Genomic DNA, 21,838 nt, shown 5'->3' with positions numbered 1-21,838 from the left:
ATGGAACTGCTGGTAGAGGTCAAGGACCTGCGCGTGGTCGCCCAGGGCGACGACGGCAGCGAAACCCCCATCGTCAAGGACGTCGGCTTCAACCTGGCCAAGGGTGAGGTGCTGGCGCTGATCGGCGAATCCGGCTCGGGCAAGACCACCATCGCCCTGTCGCTGCTCGGCTATGCCCGTGAGGGTTGCCGACTGGCCGGCGGCTCGATCCGCGTCGGCGATACCCAGGTGCTGGAGCTGGACGCCGCTGGCCTGCGCCGCCTGCGCGGTCGCACCGTGGCCTATATCGCCCAGAGCGCCGCGGCGGCCTTCAACCCATCGCGGCGCCTGATGGAACAGATCATCGAGAGCGCCCTGATCCATGGCGTGCTGACGCGCCAGGAAGCCGAAGCGCGGGCGCTGCAACTGTTCAGGGAGCTGGCGCTGCCGGATCCCGAGCACATCGGTCAGCGCTATCCGCACCAGGTCTCGGGCGGTCAGTTGCAGCGGCTGATGGCGGCCATGGCGCTGATCACCGATCCGACCCTGGTGATCCTCGACGAACCCACCACGGCGCTGGACGTGACCACCCAGATCGAGGTGCTCCGGGTGTTCAAGCAGGTGGTCCGCGAGCGGGGCGTGACCGCCATCTACGTCTCCCACGACCTGGCGGTGGTGGCCCAGATGGCCGATCGCATCCTGGTGCTCAACGGCGGCGAGGTCTATGAGAACCGCCGCACCGAACGGCTGCTGGCCAGCGCCCGCCATCCCTATACCCGCAGCCTGCTGGCGGCGGCCCGGCCGGAGCCCCTGACGGAGCGTGGCCTGCCCACGGTCGAGACCGCGGCGCCGGTACTGGAAGTGAAGGACCTGGTGGCCGGCTATGGCCCCAGCGGCGCCGATGGCCTGCCACGTTACCGGGTGCTGGAGGGTATCGATCTGCGCATCGCCGCCGGCCAGGCCCTGGGGGTGATCGGCGAATCCGGCTCGGGCAAGTCGACCCTGGCGCGGGTCATCGCCGGCTTGCTACCACCGGCCCAGGGCAGCGTGCGCCTGGGCGGCGAACTGCTGCCACCGGGCCTGGAAGGCCGCACCCGCGAGCAATTCCGCCGGGTGCAGCTGGTCTACCAGAATGCCGACACGGCGCTCAATCCGGCCCACAGCGTGGAGCGCATCCTCACGCGCCCGCTGGAGACCTATCATGCCTTCGACAAGGCCACACGCCAGCGCAAGGTCCGCGAGTTGCTCGACCGGGTACAACTCCCGGCCAGCCTCGCCAGCCGGCGTCCGGGCGAGCTTTCCGGTGGCCAGAAGCAGCGGGTCAACCTGGCACGCGCCCTGGCCGCGGAACCCGAGCTGATCCTCTGTGACGAGGTCACCTCGGCACTGGATACCGTGGTCGGCGCGGCCATTCTCGACCTGCTCGTCGAGTTGCGCCGTGAGCTGGGGCTGGCCTATCTGTTCATCAGCCACGACATTTCCACGGTGCGCAGCCTTTGCGACGAGGTACTGGTGCTCTATGCCGGGCAGCCCGTGGAACTGGGCACCCCTACCACCCTGCAGCATCCGCCGCTGCACCCCTACACCGAATTGCTCACCGCCTCGGTACCGGCGCTTCGCCAGGGCTGGCTGGAAGAGCAACCCATCCGCACGGCGGTCCCTCTGGTCTCGTCGCCGCCCGCCAGTGGTCGGCTCTGCAGCTTCCTGCAGCGCTGCCCGGTACGGCTCGAAGGCCGCTGCGACCGGGTGCCGCCACGGCCCCAGACGCTGGCCGGCGGCAACCGCATCCTCTGTCACCATGATGGCGAGACCCTGCAGCGGCTGCAGGGCGGCGCCGTGCTGCATTCCCAAGGAGTTCGCGCATGACTTCCCGCTTCCAGCGACTCGCCGAAACCGGCCGGCCGCAGGTCAGTCTCACCGTCGACGGGCTGCCGGTCACGGCCCTGGTCGGCGATACCTTGATGGTCGCCTTGCTCGCCAACGGTCCAGCGCTGCGGCGTTCCGAGTTCGGTGACGAGCGCCGTGCCGGCTTCTGCCTGATGGGCGCCTGTCAGGATTGCTGGGTGTGGACCGCCGAGGGCGAGCGCCTGCGCGCCTGCGGCACCGAGGTCCGCGAAGGACTGCAGATCCTCACCGCGCAACCGGAGGCAGCATGGAATCTGGTCTAGCCCAACCGGGCAAAAGCACTCCGCGGGTGGTCATCGTCGGTGCCGGTCCGGCCGGCGTGCGGTGCGCCGAGACCCTGCTGGCCGCTGGCATCAGCCCGGTGGTGATCGACGAGAATCGACGCGACGGTGGCCAGATCTATCGCCGCCAGCCCGAGGGCTTCCAGCGCGCCTATGCCACCCTCTATGGCAGCGAGGCGGCCAAGGCCAAGGACCTGCACCGCACCTTCGATGGTTTGCGCGGACGCCTCGATTACCGCCCCGACACCCTGGCCTGGCACCTGCACGAGCGCACCCTCTACACGGTGCAGGGCAATCGCCAGCGGACCCTGGATTTCGACGCCCTGGTGCTCTGCACCGGCGCGAGCGACCGCCTGCTGCCGGTACCGGGCTGGAACCTGGCCGGCACCTACACCCTGGGCGGCGCCCAGATCGCCCTCAAGGCCCAGGCGGTGTCCATCGGCCGGCGGGTGATCTTCATGGGCAGCGGTCCCTTGCTCTATCTGGTCGCCAGCCAGTACCAGCAGGCCGGGGCCACGGTGGCGGCGGTGCTCGATACCGCGCCCCTGCGCCTGCGCGCCCTCGCCACGCCCAAGCTGCTGGCCCGCCCGGCTGTCGCCTGGAAGGGCGTGCAGCTCATGGCCTCGCTCAAGCGCGCCGGGGTGCCCCTGCACCTGGGCGTCACCCCGCTGGAGATCCTCGGCGATGCCGAGCAGGGCGTGCGTGGCGTGGCCTTCGCCGATGCCCGCGGACTGCGTCAGGAGGTGGTCGGCGACGCCGTGGGACTGGGCTACCACCTGCGTCCGGAAACCCAGCTGGCCGATCTGGCCCGCTGTGCCTTCGAATTCGAGCGAGCCACTGGCCAATGGGTGCTGCAACTGGATGGGGAGGGGCGAACCTCCACGCCGGGCGTCTATGCCGCGGGCGATGGTGGCCGGGTGCGCGGCGCCGACGGGGCCGAACTGGCCGGCCGACTGGCCGCCTGCGCGGTGCTGGCGGACCTCCAATTCACGCCGCCCACGGGGCTCGCCGAGCGCTGCCGCGAGGGCCTGGCGGTGCAGGAGCGCTTTCGCCTGGGCCTCGCCGAAGCCTTTCCCTGGCCGGCCAGGCAGATGGCCAGCCTGCCGGACACAGCGGTGGTCTGCCGCTGCGAAGGCATCACCGCCGGCGAGTTGCGCGCCGTGGTCCGTGAGAAGGGCGCTCGCGAGGCCAATCGCGCCAAGGCCTTCAGTCGCGTCGGCATGGGGCGCTGCCAGGGTCGCTATTGCGCCCAGGCCGGTGCAGAGATCATCGCCGCCGAATCCGGGGTGCCGGTCGAGACCGTTGGCCGCCTGCGTGGCCAGGCGCCGGTCCGGCCATTGCCGCTGGGGATCATTACCAGCGAAGAGGAGGTGTCATCATGAGCCAGAATGCCGCCAACCAGGCCGACGTCATCATCGTCGGCGCCGGCATCATGGGCAGCGCCAGCGCCTTTTTCCTGCGGCGCCGGGGCTTGTCGGTGCTCCTGCTGGAGCGTGACCAGGTCGGACGCTTCGCCAGTGGCACCAATTTCGGCAATGTCCGCCGTCAGGGCCGCTACCTGAGTCAGGTCGCACTGGCCACGCGGTCGCGGGGGATCTGGGGGCGGCTACCGGAGCTTATCGGTGACGATCTGGAATTCATTCCCGGCGGCCATCTGCGGGTGGTCTACGATCCGTCGCGCATCGCCGTGCTGCACGAGTATGCAAAGGCGCCGGAGACCGCCGCCCTGGAGCTGCAGGTGCTCGAAGGCGCGGCGCTGCACGAGAAGTTTCCTTACCTGGGCCCCGAGGTGGTGGCCGGCTCCTATGCGCCCCACGATGGCCACGCCAATCCGCGCCTGGCCGCGCCGGCGTTCGCCCGCGCCGCGGTGTGTGAAGGCGTCGATCTCCAGGAAGGGGTCGAGATCACCCAGGTCACCAAGCCGGGCGGTGACTTCCTGGTGCAGGCCGCCGATGGCCGGCGCTATCAGGCGCCACGGTTGCTGATCACCGCCGGGGCTTGGGGCAGTCGGCTGTCGAGCCAGTTCGGCGAGCCGGTGCCCATCGAGACCCACGGGCCGCAGATGGGCGTTACCGAGCCCTTGCCCTATGCCTTCAAGGAAGCGGTGGGCGTGTCTTCGCCGCTGATGAGCGAAACCATCTATTTCCGCCAGATCCCGCGGGGCAACGTCATCTTTGGCGGCTGCTTCCGCACCCGACCGGATCTGGACACCCGTCTGGCCCGCGCCGAACCCCACGGCCTGCTCAATCAGCTCACCCAGCTGCGCCGCCTGGCGCCGGCGCTGGGGCGGGTCAACGTGATCCGTACCTGGAGCGGGGTCGAGGGCTACATCGCCGACGACCTGCCGATCATGGGCCCCAGCAGCCAGGTCGAGGGGCTCTACTACGCCTTCGGCTTCTGTGGCGCCGGCTTCCAGCTCGGCCCGGGGGTAGGGGACACCATGGCCGAGCTGATCGCCACCGGCCGTACCGACACCCCCCTGGCGGCTTTCGACGTGGCCCGTTTCGCGCAACCGCGCCGGGAGAGCCTCGCCGGATGAACAGCCAGGATCTGCTGCGCACCCTGATCGGCTTCCCCACCGTTTCCGCCGACTCCAACCTGGCGCTGATCAGGCATGTACAGGGCCTGCTGGAAGGCGCCGATATCGCCTGCCGGCTGGTGCTGGACGAGAGCGGCCGCAAGGCCAATCTCTTCGCCAGCGTGGGGCCTGCCGACGTACCGGGGGTGCTGTTGTCCGGGCATACCGATGTGGTGCCAGTAGAAGGCCAGGCCTGGACCTTGCCACCCTTCGTCGGCACCCTGCAGGACGGCCGGATCTACGGGCGAGGTGCCTGCGATATGAAGGGCTTCGTCGCCTGTGCGGTGGTGGCCCTGCTGGACGCCGCTCGCGGTGAACCGCTGAAACGACCCCTGCAGCTGGCGCTCTCCCACGACGAGGAGATCGGCTGCGTCGGCGTACGGCGACTGCTGGATGTACTGGAAATGGCACCCGTGCGACCTTTTCTCTGCATCGTCGGCGAACCCACGAACATGCAGGTCGCCCTCGGCCACAAGGGCAAGGCCGCGTTGCGCGCCCACTGCCATGGTCAGGAAGGTCATTCCTCCTTGGCCCCGCTGCACGTCAACGCCATCCACCTGGCCAGCGATCTGGTCACGGCCCTGCGCACCAGCCAGCGGCGCCTAGCGGAAGAGGGCGCCCGTGACGCGGCCTACGACATTCCCTACACCACCCTGCATGTCGGCCGGATCGATGGCGGCAAGGCGCTGAATATCGTGCCCAATCTCTGCACCCTGGATTTCGAGATCCGCCATCTGCCGGCGGACGATCCCGCAAGCCTGGTCGCCGCACTGCAGGACACGGCGGACCGCCTGGTCAGGGAGGCGCGGCAGACGTCCGCCAAGGCCGCCATCGACATCGAGACGGTCAACGCCTATCCCGGACTGGATACCCATCCCAGCGTCGAGGCCGTGCGCTTCCTGCAGACCCTGGTCGAGCCCGGCACTGCCCAGCTCAAGGTGGCCTTCGGCACCGAGGGCGGCCTCTTCGCCAATCGTCTGGACACCCCGGTGGTGGTCTGCGGGCCCGGCAGCATCGAGCAGGCGCACAAGCCCGACGAATACGTCGAGATCAGCCAGCTGGAAGCCTGTGATGCCTTGCTCGGACGGTTGCGAGTGGCCTTGGGCTAAGGCCACCCCCGCCTCTCGACTAGTACCCTCGCTGCCGATCCACCAAACCCTGCATAGGCTCACCGCGCTGATGGCGCCGGATATTGTCCAACAGCACGGTGAAAGCCGTTTCCGGCACCGTCATGGCGCCCACATGCGGCGTCAGCCAGATGCGCGGATGCTGCCAGAAGGGATGGTCGGCCGCGGGCGGTTCCGGCTCCACCACGTCCAGCACCGCCTGGCTCAGCTGACCACTGTCCAGGGCCGCCAGCAGATCAGCCTCCACCAGCTGGGCGCCACGTCCCAGGTTAATCAGGCTGGCGCCACGAGGCAGGGCGGCGAACAGTTCGGCATCGAGAATTCCACGCGTCTCCCGGGTCAGCGGCAGCAAACAGATGAGAATCTCGCAGTCGGCGAGAAAGTCGGGCAGCTGATCGGGGCCGGCATGACAGCGTACCCCTGGCAGCTCATGGGGCGATCGTGACCAACCCAACAGCGCGAAGCCAAAGCTCGTCAGGCGCTCCAGCACCGCCTGGCCGATCTGGCCAAGGCCGAGCACCCCGACGCGTCTGTTCTCCGCCGTCACCAGGGCATGTTCCTGCCAGCGCCCTGCACCTTGCTGGTCGAGGTAGCGCGGCAGCTGGCGATGCAGCGCCAGGACCATGAGCGTCGCGTACTCCACCATGCCGGCGACGATGCCGGGATCGAGCATGCGCACCACCGGCAGGTCGGCAGGCAGCAGGCTCAGGTTGAACTGATCGACCCCGGCCGAGGTGGCGAACAACACCTCCAGGTTGGGAAAGCGGCTGGCGAGGTCTTCTGGTGGTTGCCAGCAGGCCAGGTAGCGGACCTCGTCGGCGTTGCCCACCTCCGGCCATTGGCGAAATTCGATATCGGGCGCGCGTTCCTGGAACAGGCGGCGCCAGGCCTGGCCGCGTTCGGGATCGGCCTTGTAGAGCAGCGTCATGGGAAGGTCTCCGGCAAAGCTCAAGGATGGCGCAAGGGGGCGGTAGTTTGTCCTGAAATCCCAGGCGTCGCCGTCATGATCGGTGGTGCGGCGGAAACTGCGCCGCATCTGGGAAAAACGGCAGCTTCTGTGTTGCGTCTCGCCGGAAACGCCATATCCCGGCCGTCTTGGCGGTCGATACTGACCCTGTCCGCGGCATGCCCGCCGCGCCTCTGGTCGTGAGGATTCGCCATGCCCCTGTTGCACTACTGCCAACCGCCCAATGACCGCCAGCTGCCGCGCGCGCTGCAACCCCTGCACAGTGATCCCCTGGCCGCCGGCCGGGAACTGCACCTGCACGACGACCGCCTGGACTATGTCATGGGCAGCGCCACCAGCCACTTCGCCGATTGCCAGCTGGATGACTTTCCCTGGGTGGAAGTGAGCATTCTCGAAGCGGGCGAATTGCAGCTGGAGTGGGCCGGTGGCGCCCTGGAGCTCAAGGCCGGCGATGCCTTTGTCCTGCCCCGGGGCCTGAGTTGCCGTTGGCGTCATAGTGGCGAGCTACGTCGCCTGTTCATGGCCTTTCCCGGCCGCGCCAGCGAAGGCGCCATGCCCCAGGCGCCCGTGCTGCTGGATCCCTCGGCTCCGCGCGAACCCTCGCCGCCACCGGCGGCCAGCGTCTTGCTCAGTCCCGAGCCCACGGCCACCGGCTGCGATCTGTTCGAAAGCGGCTGCGGCGCCTTGCGGGTAGGGATGTGGGAATGCACCGGTTACGTGCGCAAGGCAGTGACCAATCCCCATTGCGAACTGATGCTGCTCTATGCCGGCGCGGTGACCCTGACCGTCGAGGGTGAAGCGCCCTGCAGTGTCAGGGCGGGCGAGGCGGTGCTGGTGCCGGCGGCGACACCCATGGCCTGGGACAGTCGGGAGACGGTGCGCAAGCTCTATTGCATCCTGCGCTAGGAACAGCGTGCTCCGACAGCGGGGTGCTGGCGGAGCGTCGAGGTGCGAAATACTAGCCTGCCTTGATCAAGCTGCGCAGCGGCAGGGCGTTCTTGACCACCGGCGACTTGATGACGATGTAGCTGAAGTACTTTTCGATGCCGACGTTGCGGTCGAGGATGGATTCCATCAATTCCTGGTAGTGACCGATGCTGCTGCACATGAAGCGCAGCAGGTAGTCGTAGCCGCCGCTGATGAGGTGGCATTCGAGGATCTCGTCGACCCCGCGGATAAAGGACTCGAACTTCACGAAGTCGGCGCGCTTGTGGTCGGAGAGGGTGACCTCGGTGAACACCGTCACCGAGTTGGCGATCTTGGCGAGGTTGACGTGGGCCTCGTAGCCACTGATGTAGCCGGCCGCCTCCAGGCGCTTGACCCGCTGCAGGCAGGGGCTGGGGGAGAGGCCCACGGCTTCGGCGAGACTGACATTGGTCATCCGGCCATCCTTCTGCAGCTGCACCAGGATGTTGATGTCGATGCGATCCAGTTTTGTTGCGGCGTCCATCGTCGTTCCTCGCAATCGTGAACGGCAGGCTAGGCACGCAGGGCGGTCTGGTGCGCATGCACCAGGTCGGCGAGACTCGCGTACTCGCATCGCGTGCCATCCAGGGCCTGCCGCGAAAGGTTCCAGGGCCGCGAGCGATCACGGCGCAGGGTACACAGGGGAAAATCCACCAGGGCATTCCAGGGATCGTCCGGTTCACTGCCTCTGATGGGCAGCAAATTCCCACGCGCCAAGCCCAGTTCTTCCAGGGTGTTGTCCAACGCCTGGCGCAGATCGCCACCGCGGTTGGGGATCACGGCGGCGAACACCTCAGGCAAGCGCGCCGTGACCGCTGCCGCCTCGCCGTCATCGGGCGAGGCCAGCAACACCAATCGATAGAACTTGCTCAGGTACTGCAGCGCGCCCGGAGCATCCTCGAACACCGGCCAGCACGTCGTGGCGTTTCCAAAAGCCACGCTGGCATCCAGGTCGGCTTCCTGTTGCAACTCCTGCGCCAGTCGCTGGTGAATGCGCAGGTGCAGGCTGGTCTGGCTGGCAGTGGGAGCCGCCTGGCGCAGTTCGCGGGCCAGGCGGTGGTAGCTGCCGAGCAGCCAGTCGGGATGGGTGCTCAGGCCCGCCTGCGCCACAAGGGGGCGCAGGGCTTCGAGGATGCCCCCTTCACGGTCGACGAGGGTGCCGTAGCAGGAAAAGCCTAGGGCCTGGTAACGCGTGATTCTCATGGTCGGATTCCCTTGGCGCTGCCACAGCCGGGCCGGGCGGCGTTACGTTTGACCTCAGGCACCAGCCTGGGCGAGAGCCTGGCCGAACATCTGCAAGGCTTCGGCCAGTTGTGCCTCGGTGGTGACCAGAGGCGCCAGGAAGCGGATGACGTTGCGCTCCACCCCGCACTTGATCACCAGCAATCCGGCCTGACGAGCGCCCTCGATGACCTGCTGAGCGAGGGCGGCGTCCGGGCTCTTGCCATCCGCGCCGACCATCTCCACCGCCAGCATGAAGCCGCGGCCGCGGACCTCGCCGATACGCGGGTGGCGGCGTTGCAAATCGACCAGACCGCTGCGCAGCTGCTCGCCCAGGGCGATCCCACGGGCGACCAGGTCTTCCTCGTCGAAGATGTCCAGGACCGCCAGGGCCGCGGCGCAGGCCAGGGCGTTGCCGCCGTAGGTACCGCCGAGGCCACCGGGCAGGGGCGCGTCCATGATGGCGGCGCGGCCGACCACCCCGGAAAGCGGCAGGCCGCCGGCCAGGCTCTTGGCCACCGTCACCAGATCGGGCTGGACGCCGGTCTGCTGGAAGGCGAAGAGGCTGCCGGTCCGGCCGAAACCGGTCTGGATCTCGTCAGCGATGAGGACGATACCGTGCTGGTCGCACAGCGCGCGCAACCCCTGGAGGAATTCCACCGGCGCCGGACGGAATCCGCCGTCGCCCTGTACCGGTTCGATCAGGATGGCGGCCACCTGGTCGGGGGAGACCTGGGTGGCGAGCACCTCGCGCAGGCCGGCCAGGGCCTGCTGGGTGTCCACGCCGTGGAAGGGATCGGGGTAGGGCGCGTGATAGATGTCGCCGGGGAAGGGGCCGAAGTTCTGCTTGTAGGGCTGGGCGAAGCCGGTCAGGGTCACGCCCAGCAGCGTGCGGCCATGGAAGCCGCCGCGGAAGGCGATCACCCCCGGCCGCTTGGTATAGGCACGGGCGATCTTGATGGCGTTCTCCACCGCTTCGGCCCCGGAGGTCAGCAGCAGCGTCTTGTAGGCCTCACCATTGCCGATCAGGGTGTTGAGGCGGCTGGCCAGTTCCAGGTAGGGCTCGTAGGCCATCACCTGGAAGCTGGCGTGAGAGATCTCCCCGACCTGGCGGCGGACGGCCTCCACCACCCGCGGGTGATTGTGACCGACGTTGAGCACGCCGATGCCGCCGACGAAATCGAGGTAGCGGCGACCATCCACGTCCCAGACCTCGCTGCCCTGGGCGCGGGCCACCACGACGGGGTGGGCGGTGATGATGCCGCGGGGTACGCCTTGTTCGCGAAGACCCAGCAGGCGGTCGGTGGCTTTGGCAGCGGAATTCATGCGGCGATACTCCAGGCAGGGGCGAGAGTTCCAGCCTACGCAGGCCCTGGGGCCGGTAACGCTGAAGTTGCTGGCCCCGGCATCGCGATCGGCTGTTTTGCTTGGGGGCGGCGGCATTTTCGGTTGCCTGCCGCCAAAAGCGTTCATAGGCTTTTCTGAAAAGTTGCCGAGGGAAGGTCAGGCAAGGCGAAAATCAGTGAGGAAGCGGAGTTTACGAGTGGTAAATGAGCATTCCGAACTGATTTTCAACGCAGCATGGCCGAGCGCAGGCAGTTTTCAGATAAGCCTAGGCGAGGCCGCCGAGGTGCCAGGCCTTCACCTCCAGATACTCGTCCAACCCCAGGTGCGAACCTTCGCGGCCCAGGCCGGATTGCTTCACGCCGCCGAAGGGTGCGACTTCCATCGACAGGGTGCCGGTGTTGAGCGCCACCATGCCGAAATCCAGCTGTTCGCCCACCCGCCAGGCGCAGCGCAGGTCCTGGGTGTAGTAGTAGGCGGCCAGGCCGTAGGGCGTGGCGTTGGCCAGGGCCAGGGCCTCGGCCTCGTCGCGGAAGCGAAACAACGGCGCCACCGGGCCGAAGGTCTCCTCGCTGGCCAGCAGCATGTCCGCCGTGGCGCCGGTGAGCACCGTGGGGGCGACGAACTGGTCACGGCCGCTGGGCAGGCCGCCGAACAGGGCCCTGGCGCCCTGGGTCAGGGCGTCGTCGACGTGGCGGGCCACCTTGTCCACCGCCTGGCGATTGATCAGCGGACCCAGCGTCACCCCGGCGTCCAGGCCGTTGCCCACTTTGAACTTGGCGGCCTCGGCGGCCAGGCGCTCGGCGAAGCGATCGTGGATGCCGTCCTGTACCAGGATGCGGTTGGCGCAGACGCAGGTCTGGCCGGCGTTGCGGAATTTGCTCTGCAACACCCCGGCGACGGCCAGGTCCAGGTCGGCGTCGTCGAAGACGATGAAGGGGGCGTTGCCGCCCAGCTCCATGCTGGTGCGCTTCACCGTGGCCGCGCACTGCGCCAACAGCAGCTGGCCGATGCGGGTGGAGCCGGTGAACGACAGCTTGCGCACCGCGGGATTGCCGGTCAGTTCGCCGCCGATGCCGGCGGGCATCCCGGTGAGCACATTGAAGACGCCGGGCGGAAAGCCGGCGCGGTCGGCCAGCTCGGCGAGCGCCAGGGCCGAGAGCGGGGTGAGGTCCGAGGGCTTGATCACCACCGGGCAGCCGGCCGCCAGCGCCGGCGCTGCCTTGCGGGTGATCATGGCATTGGGGAAATTCCACGGGGTGATGGCGGCGGCGACGCCCACCGGTTGCCTGAGCACCAGCACGCGGCGATCGCGCGTCGGGGCGGGCAGGATATCGCCATAGGCGCGCCGGGCTTCTTCGGCGAACCATTTGACGAAGCTGGCGCCATAGGCGATCTCGCCACGGGCCTCGCCCAGGGGCTTGCCCTGTTCCAGGGTCATCAGCAGGGCGAGGTCGTTCTGGTGTTCCAGCATCAGGGCGTACCAGCGCTCCAGCAGCGCCGCGCGTTCGGCCGCCGGACGCTCGCGCCAAGCTGGCCAGGCCGCTTCCGCCGCGGCGATGGCCCGGGCGGTTTCCCCTGCCTCCAGGGCCGCTACCTGGGCGATGGTCTCGCCGGTGGCAGGGTTTTCCACGGCAAAGGTGGCACCGTTATCGGCGGTTATCCAGTGGCCGTCGACATAGGCGGATTCCTTGAACAGACGGGGGTCTTGCAGATCGAGGTGCAGCGGCATGGTGGCGCTCCCAAAGGCAGGTCAGGCCCTGAGTCTAGGGAGCGGTGGCGGCGGCGGATGCCGAATTGGCGCTGCACGAGCAGTGGCAGAACGCGTTCGGCGCGTCCTGGCCGCAGTTTGTGCGGTGGCCAATAGGCCCGCTCAGTCGGACGGTTCGCCAAACAGCGGATCACCGCGCAACGCCGCCACGGCCAGTTCGACGAAGGCCCTGACCTTAGCCGCCGCCTGGCGGCCCTGGGGATAGACCAGGTGCACCGGCAGGGGCGCCTCCTCGTGGTCCGCCAGCACGATCCTCAGGCTGCCTTCGGCCAGCGCCGGGGCGATCTGGTAATGCAGCACCCGGGTCAGACCGTGCCCCGCCTTGGCGGCGGCGATGGCGGCTTCGTTGATGTTGCACAGCAACAGCGGATCCACCACCACCCGCTGTCCGCGGGCGAAGCGCCATTCCGGCGAGGCCGAGGCGCCCTGGCAAACCAGGATGCGGTGCTCCTTGAGTGCGGCTGGAGTGGCGGGAGTACCGCGCGCCTCCAGATAGCTCGGGGCCGCGCAGACCACCCGCCGCATCTGGCCGACCTGGATGGCGGTAAGCCCCGAATCCGGCAACTGACCAATGCGCAGGGCGACATCCATGCCCTCGTCCAACAGATTCACCTGCCGGTCGACGAAAAAGGTACGGACGCGCATCTCCGGATAGAGCGCGAGAAAGTCCAACACCAGCGGCAGTACGTGTAGCTGGCCAAACAATAGCGGTGCGGTGATCGCCAGGGTGCCCGAAGGCTCGACCTGGTGCCCGGCGGCGGCCAGTTCCGCCTCGGCGATCTCGCTGAGGATGCGCCGGCAATCCTGCAGATAGCGGGCGCCGGCCTCGGTGGGCTTCACCGAGCGGGTGGTGCGCACCAGCAAGCGGGCGCCGACCAGCGCCTCCAGGCCGGCCACCAGGCGCGTCACCGCTGGAGCGCTCAGGTGCAGTTCCCGGGCCGCGCGGGCGAAGCTCTCGGTTTCGGCCACCTTCACGAACACGCGCATCGCCTGCCAACGATCCATCTGCGGGGTCTTCCTCAGGGCGCCGGAGCGAGCCGGCCAGAGGTGCATGGTAGTCGACTCGACCAGGCTGATCAGCCTAGAGGTCGAATTCCAGCGGCGCGGACCCGGCCGCGGGCCGCGCGCAACAGAGCAGCGCCTGATTGGTGCCCACCGCCGCGGCGGGTTCCTTGAGATAGGTAACAGCGCCCTTGAGCAAGCGGGTACGGCAGCTGCCACAGTGCCCCTCGCGACAACTGAACGCAGGCTCCAGCCCCTGGGCCTCGGCCAGTTCCAGCAGGCTGCCGGCCGCAGGCGTCCACCGCGCCTCCCGGCCGGACGCCGTGAAGCGCACCGGAATGGTCTCGGTGGACACCGCTGGGCGGGTTACTTCCGCCGTCGCCGTGACGGTGCGCATCGGTCCAGCCGGCCCGAAGGCTTCGGCATGGATACGATCATCCTCGATGCCATGACCCCGCAGGCCGTCATAGAGCCCCTGGGTAAAGGCAGCCGGACCACAGAGGTAGAAGTCGTAGTCGCCAAAGGGCAGCTGGCGCTCCAGCAACGCCATCTCGATGCGTCCGGCGACGTCATAGTCCACCCCGGGAAGCGCGTCGGAGGGATCGCTCAGCGCCCTGATCATCCGTATCGACTCCGGCGCCTGGGCCAGCAGCTCGGCGAGCTCCCTGTCGAAGGCCCGTTCCGCCCTGGTGCGGGCGCCATAGAACAGCGTGACGGTTCGCCGACCTTCATGGACCAGCTGCCGCAACATGGCCAGCAGTGGGGTGATGCCGATTCCGGCGGCCAGCAACACCAGGGGACGAGTGTCAGCGGGTGCCAGGGTGAAGTCGCCGGCGGGCATTCGCGCTTCGATCAAATCGCCTTCGCGCCACTGGTCGTGGAGCAGCTGAGAGACCAGACCGTCGCGCTTGACGCTGATGCGGTAGCGACCGTCCGCGGGGAGGGAGGTCAGGGTATAGGTCCGCACCAGGTAGGGCTGGCCCGGCCGAGGTGTCACTCGAATCGGCAGGAACTGACCGGCCTGATAGGGAGGCAAGCCGGCGGCGTCCACGGGTTCGAGATGGAAGGAGCGGATGGTGGTGCCCTCCTGGACGATCCGGGCGATGCGTAGCGGGCGCCAGTGGCGGCCCTGGGCCCCAGCCTCCAGGCGCCGCTCGACTTCCAGCCAGCTGCCGGTCAGCTGGCTGCTGTCCGACGCTCCTCCGGCTTGGGCCTTCCAGCGCAGCGCCAGGGCGGCGCGGCGGCGAACGATCCGCCGTGGGCGAAAGGCCCAGAGCCGCTCGGCCCCGTCGAAAGCCGCGATCTCCGGCGAGTCGAACAGCACCTCGGCGGTGCCGCTCAGCTGCAGCAGATCCCCGTGTTCGTAGTCCACGAACAGCAGCCCGGCCCGGCCGTTGGCGACGACATTGCCCAAGGTGTTGAAGAACAGATTGCCGTTGAAGTCGGGAATGGTCAGCAGGTCCTCGGCGCCGACCCGGACGAAGCCCGGCTTGCCGCCGCGATGGGAGACATCGACCCGCCGCTGGCCTTGCTGGTCGGCATAGGAAGCGACGAAAAAGGTATCGGCGCCGGCAATCAACGCGCGAGCATCGGCGTCCAGGCAAGCGAGGTTCTCCACCGATGCGACCGGGGGCGGGCCTGGCGCGTGGACGACGCTCAGATCGCGCAGCTGGATATAGCGCGGGCAATTGCCGAAGCTCTGGTCGACCGTCACGCGCAGACCCTGGGCAGTGACGCTGAGTGTGCCGTTCATGCGATTGCGGCGGCGCGTATGCAACTCGATGCCGAGCAGGCCCACGGCGGCGCCGTCGCCCAGGCCCGGGGTTGCCGGATCCTCGGCTGAGAGATGGGCGGCGATGTCCAGGGTGGTGGGCGTGGGCGAGGCGAGAAAGCCGGGCTGGCCTTCCAGGATCGTCGCCCAGGCCGCGCCCTCGGCATCGACGCTGCCCAGTATCACAAAGGGCAACTGCGCAAAGAACTGCCGATGCTGGTCAGGCATGAACGAGCGGATCACCCGCGGACCCAGGGCCGCCATGCGCTCACGGACGCCCAGGCGTTCCTGAATAAGGGTTTCACCGGCGTGCCAGGTGGGTAGGGATTCGTGCATGACCGTGACCTCCAGCTAGGCGACGCGCGATCAGGTCCTGAGGCCTGCCGCGGTCCGGGGGAAGGGCACGAAGCCCGGCAAGGCTTCCACCCGCTGCAGGAAGGCACGCACGGCCGCGTAGGGTGCCAGATCCACATTGCCTTCCGGCGCCCCGGCCAAATAGCTATAGAGGGCGATATCGGCGACGGTCGGGTAAGCGGCCGCCAGCCAGTCTCGCGAGGCCAGGTGGGCCTCCAGGCGTTCGAGCAGGAAATGGGCGCGGGCGATGACCTCGTCGGCATCCAGCTGGGCGCCGAATACCGTGATCAAGCGCGCCGCCGCCGGGCCATAGGCCAGCTCGCCGGCTGCTACTGACAGCCAGCGCTGTACGGCGGCGGCACCAGCCGGGTCCTCAGGCAGCCAGTCGCTGCGGCCCGTCTTTTTCGCCAGGTAGACGAGGATGGCGTTGGCATCGGCGACCACCGTTTCGCCGTCCCGCAGCACCGGTACCTGACCAAAGGGGTTGAGGGCGAGAAATTCAGGCGTGCGATTGGCGCCGCCCGGGATATCGACGTCGATCAGCTCGACCTCTAATCCCAACAAGGAGGCGAAGAGCACAGCACGATGGGCATGACCGGACAGCGGGGTGTGATAGAGCTGCATGAGCCGACTCCTGGCAGGCATCGGGGCCAAGGGTGGTCCCGACAGGTGCTACCAGCTTGGAATCAGAATGTTCGTGAGGGAATGGGCCTTCTGGTCACTTCAGCATTCCGCAAAATGGAATGATCGAGCTATGGGCAGGCGAGGGCGGCTGCTCCCACCATGGACCTCAGTGAGGCCCTTCGGCAGTCGCCAATCAGGCCTGATCCGTCTATCAGGCGGCAGTCTAGAGCGCCTGGGACTGGTCGGTGCCTCAAGTGGTAAAGTAGAATCAATATCATCTAAGCATCGTCGAGCAGGTAGCATCCGTCATGAATGACATGGCTCTCGCATCCTCGCGCCATCTTCATAGCCTCTATCGCGACCACAGCGGCTGGCTACAGGCTTGGTTGCGGCGGCGGCTGGGTAGCGAGTGGGATGCGGCCGATCTCAGCCAGGAAGCCTTTCTGCGGCTGGTACGCAATCCCGAGGTGCTCGGCGAACTGCAGGAGCCGCGGGCCTATCTGGTGACCATCGGCAAACGCCTGCTGATCAATTTCCAGCGCCGACGCAGCCTGGAGCAGGCGTACTTGGAGGCGCTGGCCGAGCTGCCCGAAGCCTGCGCGCCATCGCCCGAGCAACGCTGGATACTGCTGGAAACTCTACAGGCCCTCGATGAGCTGCTCGATGGTCTGCCCGCCCAGGTCCGCCAGGCCTTCCTGCTCAGTCAGCTCGAAGACCTCACCTATCGCGAGATCGCCGAGCGCCTGCACGTCTCCGAGCGCACCATCAAGAGATACATGGCGCAGGCCTATGAGCATTGCCTGCTGGCGGAGCTGTGCTGAGCAGCGGCCAAGACCGGCGGCGGACGGCGATCCGCGAGGCCGCGGGCTGGCTGGCGCTGCTGGAATCCGGCGCGGCGGGCGAGCGCGAACATCAACAGCTGCAGGAGTGGCGCCAGGCCCATGCCGAGCACGAGCGTGCCTGGCAGGCGGCCTTGGCGCTGCAACAACGCTTCGCCGCGGTGCCTTCGCGATTGGCCATGGCCAGTCTGCAACCGGCCGACCGTGGCCGGCGGACCGCCATGCGCCAGTTGCTGGGGCTGGCGGTGGTGGTACCGACCGGCTGGTGGCTGACCCAGACGTTGCCTCTGGACGCCTGGACCGCCGACCTCAGCACCGCCACCGGCGAACGCCGTACCCTTACCCTGGCCGACGGCAGCCTGCTGCAACTCAATACCGCGACCGCCGTGGACCTGGATCCAGCCCGGCGACGCCTGACCCTCGTGCAGGGCGAGCTCTCGCTGCAGGTGCCTAGCGCCGAAGCAATGACCCTCGATACCCGTTTCGGCGTCCTGACGGTGCGCCAGGCCGAGGTCTGCGTGCATCAGCATGACGAGGGGTGCGACGTACGGGTGGTCAGCGGCAGCGTGGGCGTGCGACCACTGAAGGGGCTCGGGCTGGAATTGGGCAAGGGCCAGCAATTGCGCTTGAGTGCCCTGGGAATCGGGGCTATCGAGCCCTTTTCCGCGACCCTGCTGAGCTGGCGCCAAGGGGTGCTGATCGCCCAGGACCAGCCGTTGGGCGAATTCCTGGAGGAATTCAGCCGCTATCGTCTCGGCCTGCTGCGTTGGGATCCCGCGGTTGCCAACCTCAGGGTCACCGGCAGTTTTCAACTTGCCGACACCGACCGGGTGCTGACTCTCCTGGCCGCTACGCTGCCGCTGGAGGTGCACTGGCGCACCCGCTTCTGGGTGACCCTGCAGCCGCGCACGGTCAGCGTCTGAAAAAAGCCTGTCCCCTTTTCGGTACTCGTCGGTCATTAACGGCATAGGACAACCAAAAGGAGGGGGATTCGATGGTGGCGTTGGTATTGCGTCCGTTGCTGCGCACGGGCCTGTTGGTGGCATTGAGCGGTACCCCTTGGTGGGCCGGTTCGGCGTGGGCCCAGGAGGCGGCTCGTCGGCATTACGAGATTCCCGCGGGCAGTCTCGCCCAGGCATTGACTCGCTTTGCGGCGGAATCCGGCGTCAATCTGGCGGTGGATCCGGGGCTGGTGGGCAAGCGCGACAGCGCTGGCCTCAACGGCGACTATGGTGTGGAAGAGGGCTTCAGCCGCCTGCTGGCCGGCTCGGGCCTGCGACTGCAACCGCTGGGGGAGCGCGACTTCACCCTGGCGCCAGCGCCGCAGGAGAGTGGGGTCCAGGAGCTGGCCAGTACCTCTATCGTCGCCACCAGTCTGCAGGCGGATGACACGCCCTACGCCGGTGGTCAGGTCGCGCGGCAAGGTTCCCAGGGGCTGCTGGGCAATCGCGACTTCATGGACACGCCCTTCAGCCAGACCTCCTACACTGCCCAGACCGTCCAGAATCTCCAGGCCCGCACCCTTACCGACCTGATCGCCAGCGATCCCTCGGTGCGCTCCACCAATCCGTCGGGGGGTCGTTTCGAACAGTTCACCATCCGCGGTTTCAGCCTGTTCAACAGCGATGTGGCCTACAACGGCCTCTATGGGGTGCTGCCGACCTATTCCATCGACATGGAGATGGCCGAACGGGTCGATATCCTCAAGGGGCCGAGCCAGCTGCTCAATGGCATCTCGCCCCGCGGCAGCGTCGGCGGTGGTATCAACGTGGTGCCCAAGCGGGCCACCGACCAGCCCATTACCGAGATCACCGGCAGCTACGCGTCCGACAGTCAGGTGGGCGGCGCCGTGGACATCGGCCGTCGCTTCGGCGAGGACAACCGCTTCGGCATGCGCTTCAACGGCGTCAAGCAATCTGGCGACACCACCTGGGATCACCAGCACGTCGACCGGCAGATGGGCGTGCTCGGTCTGGACTACCGCGTCGAGCGCCTGCGCCTGGGGCTGGACCTGGGCCATACCGAGCGTGATACCGACGCGCCCCAGGAGCGGGTGCTGGTAGGCGCCAACGCCCGGGTACCCGATGCCGACGACGTGCGCCACAACTATGCCCAGCGCTGGACCCGCGCCCAGACCAAGGACACCTTTGGCGCCCTGCGTGGCGAATTCGACGTCGACGATTCGCTGATGGTCTACGGCGCCGTGGGCGCGCGCCGCAGCGATCACGAGTTCCTGCGCCACAACGTCTCCATCACCAACGACGCCGGCGACTTCACCGTCCAGCCGCGGGACTTCACCCGCGACGAGAACGTGCGCACGGCCAACGTCGGTGCCCGCAAGTGGCTGCAAACCGGACCGGTCAGCCACGAGCTCAATGTCAGCGCCGACTACTTCTACATGGACTTCGAGAACGGCGGCGGGCGCTACGCCAACGGGACGAGCAATCTCTACAACCCCCGCGACCTGCCGGCGCCAGGCGTGCAGACCCGAGCCGATGCCAAGGGCTACACCGAGAACCGGTTCAGCGGCGTGGCCTTGGCCGACACCCTGGGCTTCTTCGACGACCGCCTGCTGGTCACCCTCGGCGCCCGCTGGCAGCGGGTCAAGGTGGACGACTGGTCCGATGGGGTGAAGCAAACCACCGCCTACGACGAGGAAAAGGTCTCGCCCTCGGCGGGGGTGCTGTTCAAGGCCACCGAGCGCCTGTCGCTCTATGCCAACTACATGGAAGGCCTGAGCCAGGGCAAGATCGCACCGTCCACCGCGCTGAACGAGGACGAGATCTTCCCCCCCTTCATCAGCCGCCAGGCGGAGGTGGGTGCCAAGTACGACTTCGGCGCGGTCGCCGTCACCGCCAGCGCCTTCCGCATCAAGCAACCGGCCTACGAGACCAACGCCACCAGCCGCACCTTCGGCCCCAACGGCAAGCGCGTCAACGACGGGGCAGAGCTGAGCGTGTTCGGCGAACCGCTGGCAGGCTTCCGCGTCCTAGGCGGCCTGATGTACATCGACAGCGAACTCAGGGACACCGTGGGTGGCACCTTCGACGGCAATCGCGCCCCGGCCACGCCCAAGCTCAATGCCAACTTCGGTGCCGAACTGGACATCCCGGCGGTGCCCGGCCTGACCCTGACCGGACGGGGGATCTACACCAGCTCCCAGTACCTGGACCAGGCCAACAGCAAGGAAATCGATGCCTGGCATCGCTTCGACGTGGGCGCGCGTTACGCCTTCAAGGTCGACACCACCCGCGTGACCCTGCGCGCCTCGGTGGAGAACGTGATGAACGAGCGCTACTGGGCCTCCGCCGGCGCCTCCGACGACAGCGAACCCGGCCTGACGATCTCCACGCCGCGGACCTTCGTCCTCTCCACCACCCTGGCGTTCTGAACGCGAAAAATCCCGCCGTTGCGCAAGGCTCGTTGCAGTCCTGCGCGGCGGCGGATAACGCGGATAACCAACTAGGTGCACAACTAGGCCGCATTGCGCGGTCAAGGCCTATTACTCATTGATCGGAGTGTCATGCGGATATAACTGAAGCAAAGTTTCTATCAGGATAATTGCCGAGCTATTTCGATAACGGACCCACAATGAGTTCGCGTTTCTTATCGCCCACTAATTGGTGAAAGTTGGGCGAGTTCAAAGACTCGAGTATTGACGGGAATAGCGGTTGAAGGATGAGAATGAAACTGATTATCGTTACCGAAGATAAACGTCTCGAGGTCTGACGCCATGCTTCAACCATCCCTCTGTCGTGACACAGCAACACCCGATAACGCTTTCTTTCTCGCTCGTCAGGCGCGCTTCGAATCCAAGGTCCGCAGCTATCCGCGCAAGCTGCCGCTGGCCATCGCCAAGGCCGCTGGCGTCTGGGTAACCGATGTCGAAGGCAAGATTTACCTGGATTGCCTGGCCGGGGCGGGCACCCTGGCGCTGGGGCACAACCATCCGGCGGTCACCGAGGCCATCTCAGCTTTTCTCGCCAGCGGCTTGCCGATGCACAGCCTGGACCTCACCACGCCGCTCAAGGACGCCTTCAGCGAGCGACTGCTGGGTCTGCTGCCGGGTCAGTCCGAGGACTACTGCCTGCAATTCTGCGGTCCGTCCGGTGCCGATGCGGTGGAAGCGGCATTGAAGTTGGCCAAGAAGGTCACCGGACGCAGCAACGTGGTCGCCTTTTCCGGGGGCTACCACGGCATGACCCATGGCGCCCTGGCCGTGACCGGCAATCTCGCGCCCAAGCAGGACGTAGCGGGGTTGATGCCCGGGGTGCAATTCCTGCCCTATCCCCATGAATACCGCTGCCCGCTGGGACTGGGCGGTGAGCGGGGCGCCGCGGCCCTGGCGCGCTACCTGGAGCGCTTCTTCGGCGACGTGGAAAGTGGCGTCTGCCGCCCGGCGGCGGTGATCGTCGAGGCGGTGCAGGGGGAGGGCGGCGTCAATCCGGCACCGCTGGAATGGTTGCGGACCCTGCGCCGGGTCACCCGGGAACACGGCGTTCTGCTCATCGTCGACGAGGTCCAGACCGGTTTCGGCCGCACTGGCGCGCTGTTCGCCTGCCAGCATGCCGGCATCGAGCCCGACATCCTGGTGCTGTCCAAGGCCGTAGGCGGCGGCCTGCCGCTGGCCCTGCTGGCGATTCGGCGGGAGTTCGACGCCTGGGAGCCGGGTGGCCATACCGGCACCTTCCGCGGCAACCAGTTGGCCATGGCCACGGGGCTCGCCACCCTGGAGGTCATCGAGCGCGAGAGATTGGTCAGCCACGCCGCCCAACTGGGCAGCTGGGTCAAGCGGCATCTGGAGCGGCTGCGCGAGCGCTTTCCCGCCCTCGGCAATGTCCGTGGCCTGGGCCTGATGCTGGGCCTGGAGATCGTCGACCCGAGCGGCGAAGCGGATGCACTCGGCAGCCTGCCAGCCGATCCCGCCCTGGCGGCGGCCATCCAGCGCCATTGTTTCGCCCAGGGGCTGCTGCTGGAGCGCGGCGGCCGCGACGGCAATGTAGTGCGGCTGCTGCCCCCGCTGATCCTGCAGGAAAGCCACTGCCTGGTGCTGCTCGAACGCCTGGAGGCGGCCCTCGTGGCGGCGCTGGCCGAGCCGCGTGGCTGAGC

Annotated in this window: 18 protein-coding genes; 10 read left to right on the top strand and 8 right to left on the bottom strand. The window is 67.5% G+C overall.

Features of this window, described 5'->3' with window-relative positions; genetic code table 11:
* From LRS53_RS06240 to argE, 5 genes are read left to right on the top strand one after another with little or no spacing between them, the layout of a single operon-like run.
* Positions 1 to 1,845, top strand: a complete 1,845-nt coding sequence (locus tag LRS53_RS06240; RefSeq protein WP_231355331.1) for an ABC transporter ATP-binding protein — start codon at positions 1 to 3, stop codon at positions 1,843 to 1,845.
* Positions 1,842 to 2,147, top strand: coding sequence for a (2Fe-2S)-binding protein (locus LRS53_RS06235; RefSeq protein ID WP_231355330.1), 306 nt, complete (start codon positions 1,842 to 1,844; stop codon positions 2,145 to 2,147). The genes LRS53_RS06240 and LRS53_RS06235 overlap by 4 nt, the downstream gene beginning before the upstream one ends.
* Positions 2,132 to 3,547, top strand: a complete 1,416-nt coding sequence (locus tag LRS53_RS06230) for an FAD/NAD(P)-dependent oxidoreductase (protein ID WP_231355329.1) — start codon at positions 2,132 to 2,134, stop codon at positions 3,545 to 3,547. The genes LRS53_RS06235 and LRS53_RS06230 overlap by 16 nt, the downstream gene beginning before the upstream one ends.
* The gene (locus LRS53_RS06225; protein WP_231355328.1) at positions 3,544 to 4,704 is read left to right on the top strand and encodes an NAD(P)/FAD-dependent oxidoreductase; all 1,161 of its coding nucleotides are present in this window, start codon (positions 3,544 to 3,546) and stop codon (positions 4,702 to 4,704) included. The genes LRS53_RS06230 and LRS53_RS06225 overlap by 4 nt, the downstream gene beginning before the upstream one ends.
* Positions 4,701 to 5,852, top strand: coding sequence for an acetylornithine deacetylase (gene argE / locus LRS53_RS06220; protein WP_231355327.1), 1,152 nt, complete (start codon positions 4,701 to 4,703; stop codon positions 5,850 to 5,852). Before LRS53_RS06225 ends, argE begins: the two co-directional genes overlap by 4 nt.
* A gap of 19 nt (positions 5,853 to 5,871) precedes the next feature.
* On the opposite strand, the gene LRS53_RS06215 is transcribed toward argE, so the two are convergent.
* Positions 5,872 to 6,798, bottom strand: coding sequence for a 2-hydroxyacid dehydrogenase (locus tag LRS53_RS06215; RefSeq protein ID WP_231355326.1), 927 nt, complete (start codon positions 6,796 to 6,798; stop codon positions 5,872 to 5,874).
* A 231-nt stretch (positions 6,799 to 7,029) separates the two neighbouring features.
* On the opposite strand from LRS53_RS06215, the gene LRS53_RS06210 reads away from it, so the two are divergent.
* Positions 7,030 to 7,743: a cupin domain-containing protein gene (locus LRS53_RS06210; protein WP_231355325.1), complete on the top strand. Its 714-nt coding sequence runs from the start codon at positions 7,030 to 7,032 to the stop codon at positions 7,741 to 7,743.
* A gap of 52 nt (positions 7,744 to 7,795) precedes the next feature.
* Here LRS53_RS06210 and LRS53_RS06205 read toward each other — a convergent pair whose 3' ends face one another.
* The 7 genes from LRS53_RS06205 to LRS53_RS06175 form a co-directional block, all read right to left on the bottom strand.
* A complete protein-coding gene (locus tag LRS53_RS06205) occupies positions 7,796 to 8,287 on the bottom strand; it encodes an Lrp/AsnC family transcriptional regulator (protein WP_007161776.1) in 492 nt (163 codons plus the stop codon).
* Positions 8,288 to 8,316: 29 nt separating this feature from the next.
* Positions 8,317 to 9,006 (bottom strand): hypothetical protein, encoded by a 690-nt coding sequence (locus LRS53_RS06200; protein WP_231355324.1) that lies wholly within the window; start codon positions 9,004 to 9,006, stop codon positions 8,317 to 8,319.
* 54 nt (positions 9,007 to 9,060) lie between these two features.
* The gene (gene gabT / locus LRS53_RS06195) at positions 9,061 to 10,350 is read right to left on the bottom strand and encodes a 4-aminobutyrate--2-oxoglutarate transaminase (protein WP_231355323.1); all 1,290 of its coding nucleotides are present in this window, start codon (positions 10,348 to 10,350) and stop codon (positions 9,061 to 9,063) included.
* A gap of 286 nt (positions 10,351 to 10,636) precedes the next feature.
* A complete protein-coding gene (locus LRS53_RS06190) occupies positions 10,637 to 12,100 on the bottom strand; it encodes an NAD-dependent succinate-semialdehyde dehydrogenase (protein ID WP_231355322.1) in 1,464 nt (487 codons plus the stop codon).
* 141 nt (positions 12,101 to 12,241) lie between these two features.
* Complete coding sequence (locus tag LRS53_RS06185; RefSeq protein ID WP_231355412.1) at positions 12,242 to 13,144, bottom strand: LysR family transcriptional regulator; 903 nt, start codon at positions 13,142 to 13,144, stop codon at positions 12,242 to 12,244.
* A gap of 76 nt (positions 13,145 to 13,220) precedes the next feature.
* On the bottom strand, positions 13,221 to 15,248 hold the full coding sequence (locus LRS53_RS06180; protein WP_231355321.1) for a 2Fe-2S iron-sulfur cluster-binding protein: 2,028 nt from the start codon (positions 15,246 to 15,248) through the stop codon (positions 13,221 to 13,223).
* Between the two features lie 30 nt (positions 15,249 to 15,278).
* Complete coding sequence (locus tag LRS53_RS06175; RefSeq protein WP_231355320.1) at positions 15,279 to 15,890, bottom strand: glutathione S-transferase family protein; 612 nt, start codon at positions 15,888 to 15,890, stop codon at positions 15,279 to 15,281.
* A 308-nt stretch (positions 15,891 to 16,198) separates the two neighbouring features.
* Between LRS53_RS06175 and LRS53_RS06170 the strand changes: the two genes are divergently transcribed.
* From LRS53_RS06170 to LRS53_RS06155, 4 genes are all read left to right on the top strand, one after another.
* Positions 16,199 to 16,711, top strand: a complete 513-nt coding sequence (locus LRS53_RS06170; protein WP_202401759.1) for a sigma-70 family RNA polymerase sigma factor — start codon at positions 16,199 to 16,201, stop codon at positions 16,709 to 16,711.
* The gene (locus LRS53_RS06165; RefSeq protein WP_221433693.1) at positions 16,708 to 17,652 is read left to right on the top strand and encodes a FecR domain-containing protein; all 945 of its coding nucleotides are present in this window, start codon (positions 16,708 to 16,710) and stop codon (positions 17,650 to 17,652) included. The genes LRS53_RS06170 and LRS53_RS06165 overlap by 4 nt, the downstream gene beginning before the upstream one ends.
* Positions 17,653 to 17,723: 71 nt before the next feature.
* Positions 17,724 to 20,120 (top strand): TonB-dependent receptor, encoded by a 2,397-nt coding sequence (locus LRS53_RS06160; RefSeq protein WP_231355319.1) that lies wholly within the window; start codon positions 17,724 to 17,726, stop codon positions 20,118 to 20,120.
* Positions 20,121 to 20,462: 342 nt separating this feature from the next.
* Positions 20,463 to 21,836 carry a diaminobutyrate--2-oxoglutarate transaminase gene (locus tag LRS53_RS06155; RefSeq protein ID WP_231355318.1) on the top strand — a complete coding sequence of 458 codons (1,374 nt, stop codon included), beginning with the start codon at positions 20,463 to 20,465 and terminating at the stop codon, positions 21,834 to 21,836.
* Positions 21,837 to 21,838: the final 2 nt, after the last annotated feature.

The organism is Pseudomonas sp. PLB05 (assembly GCF_021106615.1).
Classification (GTDB): domain Bacteria; phylum Pseudomonadota; class Gammaproteobacteria; order Pseudomonadales; family Pseudomonadaceae; genus Chryseomonas; species Chryseomonas benzopyrenica.
The sequence above is the reverse complement of the archived record's forward strand: the minus strand, read 5'-3'. Positions and strand labels throughout refer to the sequence as shown.